At 70.7% G+C, this 12,558-nt stretch carries 10 protein-coding genes; 5 read left to right on the plus strand and 5 right to left on the minus strand.

The features are described from left to right. Positions 1-39: 39 nt before the first annotated feature. Entirely contained in the window at positions 40-912 is an 873-nt protein-coding gene (locus tag WMF17_RS33155; protein WP_437597235.1) for a nitrilase-related carbon-nitrogen hydrolase, read from the minus strand. Further along, positions 912-2,360: a CoA-acylating methylmalonate-semialdehyde dehydrogenase gene (locus tag WMF17_RS33160; RefSeq protein ID WP_437597236.1), complete on the minus strand. Its 1,449-nt coding sequence runs from the start codon at positions 2,358-2,360 to the stop codon at positions 912-914. Before WMF17_RS33160 ends, WMF17_RS33155 begins: the two co-directional genes overlap by 1 nt. Positions 2,361-2,969: 609 nt before the next feature. On the opposite strand from WMF17_RS33160, the gene WMF17_RS33165 reads away from it, so the two are divergent. Together WMF17_RS33165 and WMF17_RS33170 are read left to right on the plus strand one after the other, a co-directional pair. Continuing rightward, positions 2,970-3,398, plus strand: a complete 429-nt coding sequence (locus tag WMF17_RS33165; RefSeq protein WP_437597237.1) for a hypothetical protein — start codon at positions 2,970-2,972, stop codon at positions 3,396-3,398. A 69-nt stretch (positions 3,399-3,467) separates the two neighbouring features. Beyond that, positions 3,468-5,822: an Rv1355c family protein gene (locus tag WMF17_RS33170; RefSeq protein WP_437645014.1), complete on the plus strand. Its 2,355-nt coding sequence runs from the start codon at positions 3,468-3,470 to the stop codon at positions 5,820-5,822. 27 nt (positions 5,823-5,849) lie between these two features. Here WMF17_RS33170 and WMF17_RS33175 read toward each other — a convergent pair whose 3' ends face one another. Both WMF17_RS33175 and WMF17_RS33180 read right to left on the minus strand, forming a co-directional pair. Further along, the gene (locus WMF17_RS33175) at positions 5,850-6,230 is read right to left on the minus strand and encodes an STAS/SEC14 domain-containing protein (RefSeq protein ID WP_437645016.1); all 381 of its coding nucleotides are present in this window, start codon (positions 6,228-6,230) and stop codon (positions 5,850-5,852) included. A 43-nt stretch (positions 6,231-6,273) separates the two neighbouring features. Beyond that, on the minus strand, positions 6,274-8,421 hold the full coding sequence (locus tag WMF17_RS33180) for a hypothetical protein (RefSeq protein WP_437597240.1): 2,148 nt from the start codon (positions 8,419-8,421) through the stop codon (positions 6,274-6,276). 185 nt (positions 8,422-8,606) lie between these two features. Between WMF17_RS33180 and WMF17_RS33185 the strand changes: the two genes are divergently transcribed. The 3 genes from WMF17_RS33185 (at position 8,607) to WMF17_RS33195 (ending at position 10,259) form a co-directional block, all read left to right on the plus strand. Then, on the plus strand, positions 8,607-8,735 hold the full coding sequence (locus WMF17_RS33185) for a hypothetical protein (protein ID WP_437645018.1): 129 nt from the start codon (positions 8,607-8,609) through the stop codon (positions 8,733-8,735). Between the two features lie 99 nt (positions 8,736-8,834). Then, positions 8,835-9,629, plus strand: a complete 795-nt coding sequence (locus tag WMF17_RS33190; protein WP_437645020.1) for a TerC family protein — start codon at positions 8,835-8,837, stop codon at positions 9,627-9,629. A 138-nt stretch (positions 9,630-9,767) separates the two neighbouring features. Next, the gene (locus WMF17_RS33195; protein WP_437597243.1) at positions 9,768-10,259 is read left to right on the plus strand and encodes a response regulator; all 492 of its coding nucleotides are present in this window, start codon (positions 9,768-9,770) and stop codon (positions 10,257-10,259) included. Between the two features lie 80 nt (positions 10,260-10,339). On the opposite strand, the gene WMF17_RS33200 is transcribed toward WMF17_RS33195, so the two are convergent. After that, positions 10,340-12,454, minus strand: coding sequence for an alpha/beta fold hydrolase (locus tag WMF17_RS33200; protein ID WP_437645021.1), 2,115 nt, complete (start codon positions 12,452-12,454; stop codon positions 10,340-10,342). Between the last annotated feature and the right edge of the window lie 104 nt (positions 12,455-12,558).

The following is a 12,558-nucleotide window of genomic DNA, read 5'->3' on the forward strand; positions in this document are numbered from 1 at the left end:
GGCTAGCGCTCGCCGTCCTCTCGCCGCGGCCGAGGGCCCTCAGGGCAGCTGCTTCGTGAGCTCACCGTAGCTCTCGGGCCGGCGGTCCCTGTAGAACTGCCACGTCCGCCGGACCTCCTCGATCAGGTCGAGGTTCATCTCGGCGACGACGAGCTCGTCCCTGTCCTCGCTCGCCGTCGCGAGGAAGCTGCCCCGCGGGTCGCAGAAGTAGCTCGTGCCGTAGAACTTGCCGATGTTCCACGGCGCCTCGGTGCCGACGCGGTTCGAGGCGGCGATGAAGTAGCCGTTGGCCACGGCGTGCGCGGGCTGCTCGAGCTTCCAGAGATACTGGGAGAGCCCGGCGACCGTCGCCGAGGGGTTCCACACGATCTCGGCGCCGTTCAGGCCGAGCAGCCGCGCCCCCTCCGGGAAATGGCGATCGTAACAGATGTACACGCCGATCCGCGCATACCGCGTCTGGAACGTGGGATACCCGAGGTTCCCCGGCTTGAAGAAGAACTTCTCCCAGAACCCGTTCGTGTGCGGGATATGCGTCTTCCGGTACTTGCCGAGGTACGTGCCGTCGGCGTCGACCACGGCCGCCGTGTTGTAGTAGACGCCGGCCATCTCCCGCTCGTAGATCGGGATGATCATCACCATCTTGTACTTCTTGGCGTAGGCGGCGAGCCGCTCGACCGTCGGGCCGGGGACGGGCTCGGCCACGTCGCACCAGGTCGCGTCCTGCGAGGGACAGAAATAAGGCGTGTTGAAGACCTCCTGCAAACAGAGGATCTGCACCCCCTTCTTGCCCGCCTCGTCGATGAACGGGAGGTGCTTCTCGAACATCGCGTCCCGGATCGAGAGCACCGAGGCGCCCTCGTCGTGGATCGGGGTCGAGCACTGGATGAGCCCGCCAAGTACGTTTCGTGCCATCAGAACCACCTCGTGATGACGATCTTGCGCTCCGTGTAGAAGTCGATGGCCGTCGGGCCGTGCGCCTTCAGGTCGCCGAAGAAGCTGCCCTTCTGGCCGCCGAAGGGGAAGAAGGCCATCGGCGCGGCGACGCCGATGTTCACGCCGACCATCCCGGCGGCGACGCGGTGCTGGAACTCGCGCGCGGCGCGGCCGCTCGACGTGAAGATCGACGCCGCATTGCCGTACTCGCTCCGGTTCGCGATCGCGATCGCCTCGTCGAGGTCGTTCGCGCGCATCAGGCAGGCGACCGGGCCGAAGATCTCCTCGGTCGCGATCACCATCCCCGGCCGCACGTCGTCGAAGACCGTGGGCCCGACCCAGTTGCCGTCCGGATACCCCTCGACCCGCGCGTCCCGGCCGTCCAGGAGGAGCGTCGCCCCCTCCGACACGCCCTTGGCGATGTACGAGACCACCCGGTCCCGGTGCGCCGCCGAGATCACCGGGCCCATGGTCACGCCCTGCGTAGCCCCGTCGCCCAGCACGATCGCCTTCGCATGGCGGACGAGCCCCTCGCGCACGGCCTCGTACGCGTCGCCGACGCACACGACGACGCTGCCCGCCAGGCACCGCTGGCCCGAGCAGCCATAGATCGACTCGGCGATGTTGCCGATCGTCTTCGGCCGATCGGCGTCCGGCATCACCACGAGGAAGTTCTTGGCCCCGCCGAGCGCCTGGACCCGCTTGCCCGCCTCGGCGGCGCTCCTGTACACGTGGCGCGCGACCGTCGACGAGCCGACGAACGAGACGCCCGCGATGTCCCTGTGCGCGCAGAAGGCGTTCACGACGTCGCGGCCGCCGTGGACCAGGCTCACGACCCCGGGCGGCAGCCCGACCTGCTCGATCAGCTCGAAGATGCGCTGCTGCGAGAGCGGGACCTGCTCCGACGGCTTGAGGATGAAGGTGTTCCCCGTGGCGATCGCGTAGGGCAGGAACCAGAGCGGGACCATCGGAGGGAAGTTGAACGGCGTGATCGCCGCGAAGACGCCGAGCGGCTGGCGGACCGTGTGGCAGTCGATCCCGGACGCCACGTCCTCGAGGGCCTGTCCCATCATGAGGGCCGGGATGCCGGCCGCGTGCTCGACGTTCTCGATGCCGCGGCCGAAGTCGTTCCTGGCCTCGACCAGCGTCTTGCCGTGCTCGGAGGTGCAGATGGCCGCGATCTCGTCGCGGTGGGCGTCGAAGACCTCGCGCATCTTGAAGAGGTAGCGCGCCCGCTGCACCGGCGGCGTCGCGCTCCAGCCGGGGAACGCCGCCTGCGCGGCCTTCACCGCCGCGTCGACGTCCGCCGCGGTCGAGAGCGGGACCTTTGCAAGGAATTCCCCGGTGGCCGGGTTCTTCACCTCGAGGTGGGTCGTCCCCGAAGAGCGAGACCAGGCGCCGCCGACGAAGTTTTCCAGCACGCGCATCGCGAAACACCTTTCCCCCGGCGAGGTGGTCACATTGACATCCGCAGCGAGCAGGGCGCCGGCCCTGTCCGCTGGACAATACAACCCACCGATCGAGCGCTACATGCGGTGGGGGTCATCCGTCAAGCCTCGGTGCGACGTGCCCGCGCCGCAGCCGCTGTGCGAAAGACCCTCCACGCACATTCCGTAGTATAGACCACAGCGTAGCTGACAGCCCCCGGTGCAACTGCCTAGCAGCACGTCATGAAATCCATTCGAAACAACTCAGGTACGCCCTGGTCCGGCCGCGCGGTCGATGACGTCGCCCCGTTCGGGTGGCGTCATCGACCGCGGCCCTCCAGGCCGATCCGGCGCGACGGCGCGGGCGCGACGCAGGCTCCGCCGCGCGCTGCCCGGCGCCGAGACCCGCGCGCCGCATGGCGCCAGCACCGCGTCGAAAGTCGCTCCCGAGCGTTGCTGCGTCAATCGAACCGTCCTAGGTGCAACGCCATGGTTCTCACGAACCCTGGCCCTGTCATCGGCCGCACGGCGATGCCAGGGGACGACGCCTGCGCGAACTGGCGGCTCGGCGGCGCGACGGCGTAAGCTCTGCATGCGCTCGGTGAGACGATGAACCTACCCACCATGCTGTTCGACACGACGGAGCACGTGCTCATCGCCGTCCACGGCAGGGAACCGCCGAACGACGAGGACTGGGAGCTCTACATGCAGACGGTGCTGGCGCTCCCCCCCAGCTGCTCCAGGACTCTGGTGGTGACCGCCGGCGGGGGCCCCAACGCCAAGCAGCGTGCGTCCATCAACGACTTTGTAAGCAATCACACGCTCACAGTGGCGATCTGCACCGATGCGATGCTCGTCCGGCAGATCACGATAGCGCTCAGCTGGTTCAACCCGAGGGTCAGGTCGTTCCGGGGCAACGACATCGCGGCCGCCCTGCGCTATCTCGACATCAGCGGGCCCGAAGCCGCCATGGTGCACCACAAGGTCGCGCGGATGCGGCTCGAGATCGAGGGCCGGGCGCCCCGCACGCCGCGCTGATCCGGGGCGCTCGCGGGGCGGCGCCGCGCGCCGCGACGCGCCGGGAGCGACCGTGATACCACGGTGACCATGACCAGCTGGCAAGAGCTCATCTCTTCTCCTCGGCGACGAGACGCAGAATCGACCGAGTCGCGGCCGCGCTTCTTCCGGCCGGCGCGCGGGCCGGACGCCGAGGAGCTCGGGCGCCTGCTCCGCGACGACGCGCGCGTCCAGGTCTTCGACGCGATCGACCGGCAGCTCGCGGATCTGATCAAGACGCGGCACCCGAGCCGCACCCTCGAGGAGCGCGAGATCGCGCGGCTCGTCGAGGAGCACCTCCGCGGCGCCCCGCGAGCGGCGTACGGCGTGTGGGTCCACTACCCGTGGTCGCACCGCCTCGTGCACCTGCTCGATGAGGCCGAGTTCGTCGAGCTCAGGACCAACCGCAACAGGTACAAGATCAGCCCCGAAGAGCAGGAGACGCTCGCCGGGCGGCGGATCGGCGTCGTCGGGCTCTCCGTCGGCCAGTCCGTGGCGCTGACCATCGCGCTCGAGCGGAGCGCCGGCGAGCTGCGCATCGCCGACTTCGACCACCTCGAGCTCTCGAACATGAACCGGATCCGGACCGGCGTGCACAACCTCGACGTGCCCAAGGTGGTCGCCACCGCGCGCGACATCGCCGAGCTCGACCCGTTCTTCAAAGTAAGGTGTTTTTCCGAAGGGGTCACTCCGGACAACATGGATCGCTTCCTGCTCGGACGGGACGAAGGCGAGGGCGAGGGCGAGGGCGAGGGCGAGGGCGAGGGCAAGCTCGATCTCGTCGTGGACGAGTGCGACAGCCTCGATATCAAGCTGGAGATCCGCTTCAGGGCGCGCGCGCACCGCATACCGGTCCTGATGGACACGAGCGACAGGGGGCTCATCGACGTCGAGCGCTTCGATCTGGAGCCGGACCGGCCGATCCTCCACGGGCTCGTCGGCGACCTCAGGCCCGAGCGCATCCGCGGCCTGTCGACGGAGGACAAGGTGCCTTATGTGATGCAGATCATCGGGCAAGACACGCTCTCCACGCGGTTCGGCGCCACGCTCATCGAGGTGCAGCAGACGGTGAGCACGTGGCCGCAGCTCGGGTCGGCGGTCGTCCACGGCGGGGCGGCGGCCGCGGACACGGCGCGCCGGCTCGCCCTGGGAGAGCCGGTGCGGTCGGGCCGGTACTACGTCGACCTGGAGCAGCTCATCAGCGGTCCAGAGGGCGCGCCGGCCGGAGGTCCGGGCGCGTCGCCCGCGCCCCCGCCGCGCGGCCCAACGCGGGGCCCCGCGTCGCTCGCGCTCCCGCCCGGCGGAGAGGCCGGCGCCGCCCCGCTCGATCCGGAGCGGCTCCGGCGGCTCGTCGCGGCCGGGATCGCGGCGCCCTCGGGCGGCAACTGCCAGCCCTGGCTCTGGGTCTACGAGGCGCGCCGCCTCGGGCTGTTCCACGATCGGGCGCGCTCCGAGTCGCTCGCCGACTTCCAGGGGGCGGGCGGCGTGGTCGCGCTCGGCGCGGCCGCCGAGAACGTCGTCCTCGCCGCGCACCGCGAGGGGCTGAGCGTGCGCCTCTCGCCCTTCCCGCTCGGCGGCGAGGACCTGGCGGCGACGTTCGACTTCTTCGACGCGCCGGTGAGCGGCGCCGAGGGCCACGCGATGGATCACCTCGCGGACTCCATCGGGCTCCGGCACACGAACCGGCACCCGAGCCAGCCGGCGGCGCTCGCGGACGAGCACCGGGCCGCCCTCGCCGCGGCGGTCCGGTCCGTCCCCGGGGCGGACCTCCAGCTGCTCGAAGCGCCGGCGGCGCTCGAGGAGATCGCCGCGCTCATCGGCGCCGGCGATCGCCTCCGGCTGCTCGCGCAGAGCACGCACGCCGACCTGATGAAGGAGATCCGCTGGACCGAGGCGGAGGCGGAGGCGCGCCGGGACGGCATCTTCGTCGACGCGTTCGAGTTCTCGCCGGCCGATCTCGCGGGGTTCAGGATCTGCCGAGACTTTCGCGCGATGGAGCTCGTGCGGCGCTGGGGCGGTGGAAAGGCGCTGGAGAAGACGGCGCGCAAGGCGATCACCGGCGCGATGGCCGTCGCGCTGATCACCCTGCCGCGCGCCGGGCTCGCGGACTACTTCCAGGGCGGCAGGGCGCTCGAGCGGGCGTGGCTCACCGCGACGCAGCGGGGGATCGCCGTCTACCCGATGGCGACGCTGCCCTACCTGTTCGCGCGGCTCGTCCGCGGCGGCGGCGAGGGGATGGATCCGGAGACCGTGGCGGTCGCGAGGGAGCTCCGGGAGCGGTACGTCCGGCTGTTCGACGTCACCGACGCGACGGCGGAGATCCTGCTCTTCCGCCTGTCGCTCGCGGGGCCGCCGTCGACGCGCTCGCTCCGGCGCCCCCCCGAGGACGTGCTCGTCACACGCTGACCCGGGCCATCCCGGCGGCCGCCCGCCTCACGGCGCCGCGCGGTCGCCGAGGAGCCAGCTGCGCGCGGCGCCCTCGTCCTTGAAGATCCGCACGAGATCCGCGGTGCCCGCTTCCCGGGCGATGCGGCCCGCCTGCAGCGCGGCGAGGTCGCTCTGGACCAGCTCGGCGGTCCGGATCACCCCCATCGCGGTCGAGGTCGCCCCGATGTCGCGGAGGAGCTCCGTCGCCTCCTCGGAGGCGATGGAGAACCCCCGGAAATCCACGAGGACGCGGATCTTCCGGCCGCAGAGCGAGCCGAGCGCCTTCGTGTACTCGGCGGCATACGCGTGCGCCTCCTCCGTGCGCACGACGCCTTGCAACGTGACCTCGATGAGGGCGTTGATCTTGTCGATCTTGATTCGGTACATGCCGCCTCGGTGGGGGAGCAGAGGTGGGGGACCAGAAGCCGAGCTAGCGCGGCGGCGGCTTTGGCTCGGTGAGCTGGTAGACATGCTCTGCGAACTCCGGAATGAGCTCCCTCGCGACGATCCACAGCCGCCCTTCGCCGAGGTCGTTCAGGCCGGCAGTCCCCTCGTAGCTCAGCGTGCCGCGCTCGCCGAAGCAGATGAACGACGGCCGATCGTGGCTCCGGAACCAGCCGCACGCGGCGTCGAGCAGCGGGGCGAAGGCGGCGTCCCCGCCGGGGCGCATGGGGACGAGACGGACCGAGTCGAGCAGCCGGAAGAGGTTCGTGCCGAGCTCGCCGAGCTCGAGGATGGCGGCCGCCACCGGCTCGCCGCGCTGGCGCGCCACGAGCAGCGCGCGCTCCCGCTCGAGCCCCGCGCTGCGCCAGCGCTCGATGCAGGGGCCCAGCGCGAGCCTGCCCGGCACGAGATCGAGCGCCTCCGCGTAGAGGCGCGGCGACGTCGCGCACAGATGGCCGAGGAGCGCCGCCTGCTCCGACGGGGTCGCCTCGCCGATCTCGAACGGCGCGCCGTCCGCAGAGGAGGGCTCGGGGGGCAGCGCCGGGACATCGACGCCCATCAGGCGGAACGGCAGCGAGAGCACGAGCCCTGTCGCCTCGTGCCTGCGGGCGAACTCGAAGAACGACCGCTCGTTCCACGCGACGTGCGCCTCGGCGTAGACGATGACCCACCGGCACTCCGGGTCGGCCAGCGCGTACTCGCAGCAGCGCGTGAAGATGTCGCGGAGCACCTGCCGCGAGCTCAGGTTGGAGGCGCTCTTGGGCCGCTTCGCGAGCTGATGAAACATCCACGTGCTGTGGTAAGGCTTCATCATCGAGAAATTGCCCTCGATGCCGTGCTCGGAGAGGCAGGTGACGTTGTGCAGGAGGTGCGGCGCCGCCGCGGCCCGCTGCGCCATCCTCATGAAGCTCGGCTTCATGGCATCGAAGTTCTCCGGGCGCCGCCCGGAGAGGTTGAAGTAGCCCGACGAGGCGAAGATGTCCCAGAACTCCGCCTGCCAGGCCGTCCCCCCGTAGGTGGTCGCGTGCAGGATGCGGGACACGAGCCGCAGCCAGCGCCGCTCGTCCTCGCGCTTCGCGGCGACGACCTGCACGCTGCAGAGCTGCGCGGCGGCGCCCTCGCCCGCGGACACCGACCGCACCTCGCCCTTCAGGTGAATCACCCCGTCATCGCCGTCCGGGAGCTCCAGCGCGAGCTTGAGCCTCGCGTCCAGCGGCGGCTGCCCTTCCCCGAGCGCGAGCCTGAGGCTCGCGAAGGACACGTCGACCACCTCGGCCTCGACCGGCGGCAGGTGGAGCCAGTCGGGGTGCAGGAAGCGCGCGGTGAGCTCGACCTCGACGCCCCGCTCATGGAGGCTCCGGCGGAGGCGCTCGACCCGCGCCGGCAGCGCGGACACGATCTCGCCCGGGCGCACCTGCTCCGCCCGGATGTTGAAGCGGAAGACGGAGCTGTGCCCGGCGATCTCGACCGCGGCCGCCTCGTTCCAGCCCTCGATGCCGAACCAGCGGACCGTCCCGACCTCGACCTCGCTGAGCATCACGCACAGCGACGGCGCGCTCTCGGCGGCGCGGCGGACGATGCCCTTCTTGCGCAGGAGGACGCTCAGGATGTCGCGCACCCGCCGCGGGTCGTCGATGACCTCGCGCACCTGCCCGGCCTCCGCGGCCGAGGACCTGAAGAGGCTCGAGGCCGCGGCCTTCGCCGCGCCGGCGTCGACGAGGGCGCGCAGCGCCTCGCGGATCTGGCCGCTCGCGCGCGCGGACACCTCCTGGAACGAGAGCCCGATGAGCGGGCCCCGCAGGCCCATCGACTGCAGCACCAGCAGGGCGGGGAGCGGGCCGATCTCGACGCCGCGGAAGTACAGGCGCACGGAGGCCACGCTGCCGAAGGGGAACGAGGTCTGGTAATCGGGCTCGATCCAGGCGCCCATCGAGCCGAGCAGGACGACCGGGTAGCCCGGGTCGAGCCCCTCGATGCGCAGCCAGACCTCGTCTCCGTCCAGCCAGCACGCCCCCGGCTCCTCGGCCGGCGCATCGTCCCCAAAGAGCGCTCGCCCGAGCGATAACCCGTCAGCGCCGCCCCGGGCAGCCCAGCTCGCCTCCTGCCCGAATCCGACCTTCGGAACCAGCGTCACGAGGTCGTCCCCCCCTCCATGAGACGACCTGTTCCGGGTGGAGAACAGGCGACCACGCCGCTTCGCCCGTGTGGCGAAAAGGCACAGCACCCCTCGGCGAGCTCGCCAACACCCCTCAGGAGCTCACCTGGAAGCCAGGAAGGAGGCAGATCCACTTGATCGTACTTCCATAACATCTGTACCGGATGTCAACAACCTGCGTCAAGTGGCCCATGGCGCTCGCGTCGGTCACGTGGATGGGCACGTGGATGGGCACGTGGATGGGCGCGCCCACAGCGACGCTGGCTTCTTTCGCCCTGCGCCCTGCGCCCTGAACGCGGAAGCAAGATCGCCTCGGACCCCGCGGGGAGCGGGCGATGCACAGGAGACGTCGCGGGCATTCGCACCGCGTCATGCTACAAAGGGCCACCTCGATGCCCGACATGAGCGCCTTTCTGCACGCCGATGGCTGGATCACGCTCGCGACGCTCAGCGCGCTGGAAATCGTCCTTGGAATCGACAACATCGTCTTCCTCTCCATCATGACGGCGAGGCTGCCGCCGGAGCAGCAGCCGATCGCCCGCCGCATCGGCCTCTTGCTCGCCCTCGGCATGCGGCTGCTCCTCCTGCTCGCGATCTCGTGGGTGATGGGGCTCAAGGCCACCCTGTTCAGCCTGCTCGGACACGACTTCAGCGGGCGTGACCTGATCCTGCTCGGCGGCGGTCTGTTCCTGATCGGCAAGGCGACCCACGAGATGTTCGACAAGCTCGAGGTCGAGGAGCCCAGCGAACCGCAGGCGAAGCCCAGGGCGTCGTTCCCCTCCGTCATCACGCAGATCGTGCTGCTCGACATCGTCTTTTCGCTCGACTCGGTCATCACCGCGGTCGGCATGGCGCAGCACGTCTCGATCATGATGGTGGCCATGTTCATCGCGGTGGGCGTGATGCTCGTCTTCGCGGGCACGATCGGCGCGTTCATCCACCGCCACCCGAGCATGAAGATCCTCGCGCTGAGCTTCCTGCTGCTCATCGGCGTGGTGCTCGTGGCCGACGGCATGGGCCAGCACATCAGCAAGGGCTACATCTACTTCGCCATGGCGTTCTCGCTCAGCGTCGAGCTCGTCAACATGCGCCTCCGGCTGCGCCAGAAGCCCGTCCAGCTGCACACGAAGAGGGGGAGCTCCCCGGACCTCTTGCAGGCGCCCGGACAGGCCCCGCCGGGGAGCTGAGGCCGCGCGGGGTCGCCCGCGGGAGCGCCGATGGAGGGCGGAGCCCTGGGCCGCCGGAGCGAGCTCCGGGAGAGCCTGTAAACAATTCGCACAGACGCGGTATCCGAGGGTAGACGGCGAGAGCAGCCGGTCCCAGAAGTGACACCGGGGTTCTCCACCGAGGTGAGCGTGAGCGACGAGCAGGGAGACGCAGCAACAAGTGGAAGGCGGCGGCGCATCGTCATCGTCGACGACGACGACGCCATCGTCGAGACGCTGGAAGAGGTGCTGCTGGCAGAAGGGTATGACGTCGAGGGGTACACCGACCCCCGCGAGGCACTGGAGCGGCTGCGCTCCCAGGCGCCGCCGGACGTCATCGTCCTCGACTGCGTGATGCCGTTCCTGGACGGGCCGCGCCTCATGGAGACGCTCGCGGCCGAGGGGAGAGCGGTGCCGGTCGTGCTCGTGACCGCGCTCAGCGATCCCGGCTTCTGCATCGACCCGAACCACCCGGACGCGACGCGGATCATCAACAAGCCGTTCGACCTGGAGCAGCTGCTGGAGACGCTCGACGACCTCTCGAGCATGCCCCCGGCGAGCGAGCCCGGGGCGCGGCGGCGCGCGCGGGCCGCGTCGACGCAGCAGACGTAGCGGCGCGGGGGTTCCCGGGGACGCGGCGGCGCGCGGCGAGGCCCGCCGCGCTGCGCAGGCGGGCCTCGGAAGGCGGGGGATCAGGGCCGGGGGAGCGCCGCGGGGAGGCCGTGGACGACGTCGGCGCCGATGGGGACGGTGACGCTCGCCCCCTGGAAGTCGCTGCCGATCGGCTCGTAGGAGCCGCCGAGGCACTGCGCGAGGAAGGTCTCCGCGATCGCGTTGAACGACATGGCGTTCTCCGGGCGGGCGAAGCCGTGGCCCTCGTCGGGGTACAGCGCGTACGTCACCGGGATCCCCTTGCTGGTCATCGCCTTGACGATCTGATCGCTCTCGGCCTGCTTCACGCGCGGGTCGTTGGCGCCCTGGCCGATGAGGAGCGGCCGCTTGATCTTGTCGGCGCGGTGGAGCGGCGAGCGCTGGCGCAGGAGCTCGCGGCCCGCCTCGGTGCGGGGGTCGCCGACCCGCTTGGCGAAGAGATCGAGCATCGGCGCCCAGTAGGGCGGGATCGACTCGAGCAGGGTCACGAGGTTCGACGGACCGACGATGTCGACGCCGCAGGCGAAGGTCTCGGGCGTGAAGGTCAGGCCGACGAGCGTCGCGTAGCCGCCGTAGCTGCCGCCCATGATCGCCACGCGATCCTTGTCGGCGATGCCCTGCGCGACCGACCAGGCGACCGCGTCGAGCAGGTCGTCGTGCATCTTGCCCGCCCACTCCAGGTCGCCCGCGTTGACGAACCTCTTCCCGAACCCCGTCGAGCCCCGGAAGTTGGCGCTCAGCACGGCGTAGCCGCGGTTCGCGAGCCACTGGTGCATCGGATCGAGGCGGAAGGAGCTGCGCGCCCAGGGGCCGCCATGCACGAGCAGCACGGTCGAGAGCGGCCGGTCCGGCTTGCCGTCCCCGTCGGGGTCGGCGGCGCGCGGGAGCGACAGGTAGCTCACGAGCTCGAGCCCGTCGCGCGCCTTGATGATGACGGGCCGCATCTTCACGAGCGGCTGCGACTCGAGCGCCGTCCGGTTCGTGAAGAGGAACGTCGCCTTCTTCGTTCCGCGCTCGTAGAGGTAGTACCGGGCCGGGCCGTCGGAGACGGTGTAACCGACGGTCCAGCGCGTGTCGTCGAGCGAGCGGCTCAGCACGTCGAGCTCGCCATCGGCGACCGCGCGGAGGGCGTCGAGGTCCGGCTGGAGGCTCTTGTCGACCACGTGCCAGCGCTTGCGCTCGTGCTCGGAGGCCGCCGCCTGCACCTTGCCCGTCCTCGGGTGGACGATCACCGCGCTGACGTCGGCCTTCGCGTCCTCGGCGAGCACCGCGGGCTTCGCGGTCCTCGGGTCGAGGGCGACGAGCGCGGAGGTGTCGCGGCCGCGGCTGTCCTGGAAATAGAGCGTCTTGCCGGTCGCGTCGAAGCCGATCGCGTCGCTCGTGACGGCGTCCTCGTGCCCGAACGCGACGAAGGGCTTCGGCTCCTTGCCGGTGACGTCGAGGTACTCCTGGCCTCCGTCGGCCGTCATCCGCACCGCGAGCCGCGCCTTGAAGTCGCCGTCGGCGACGAACCCCGCGAACCCGTCGTTCTGCCGCACGAGCTTGCGCTCGCCGGTGCGGACCGAGACGCGGTAGAGGTCGTGGAGCTTCTTGTCCCGATCGTTCATGCCGATAAGGATCTCGTCCGGGATCTTCGGGCTCACCCCCTCGAACGTTGCGGCGATGCCCTCGAAGGGCGTGAGATCCTTGATCTGCCCGGTCTTGAGCTCGACGGCGTAGATGTGCCAGTTTTCGTCGCCGCCCTTGTCCTGGCGATAGAGGACGTAGTCGCTCGCGTAGGGGAACAGGAAGGTGCGCACGCCGCGGCCCTGTTCCTTCGTGACCGGCCTGGCCGCGGCCGGATCGCGGGCCGGGCCGACCCACACGTTGAGCACGCCCTCGGACGGGGCGAGGAACCCGAGCCGCTGGCCGTCCGGGCTGATCTTGGGAGACGCGCGATCGGGGTTGCCGAAGAGCATGCTCCGCGGCAGGAGCGTCGCGTCGGCGCGCGGCGCGGCCTTCGCCGGCGCGGCCGGCGCCGGGGCGGCCGGGGCGGCCGGGGTCGGCGCGGCGGCCTGCTGGGGCGGCGCGGGCGCGGGCGCCGCAGCGCCGCCGCAGGCGAGCGGCGCGATGAGGGGCAGCAGGAACAGCGATCGGAGCTTCTGGGGTCGGTCCATGGGTTCATCCGGGGCGCGAAGCCGCCGGCCGCACCCCGCATGCGCCACGCCCGCGCCCCGAGCGTCATACCCAGATCCCGGAAGCCGGTCTACGACGGCCGCGT

Source organism: Sorangium sp. So ce362, assembly GCF_051519845.1.
GTDB lineage: Bacteria > Myxococcota_A > Polyangia > Polyangiales > Polyangiaceae > Sorangium.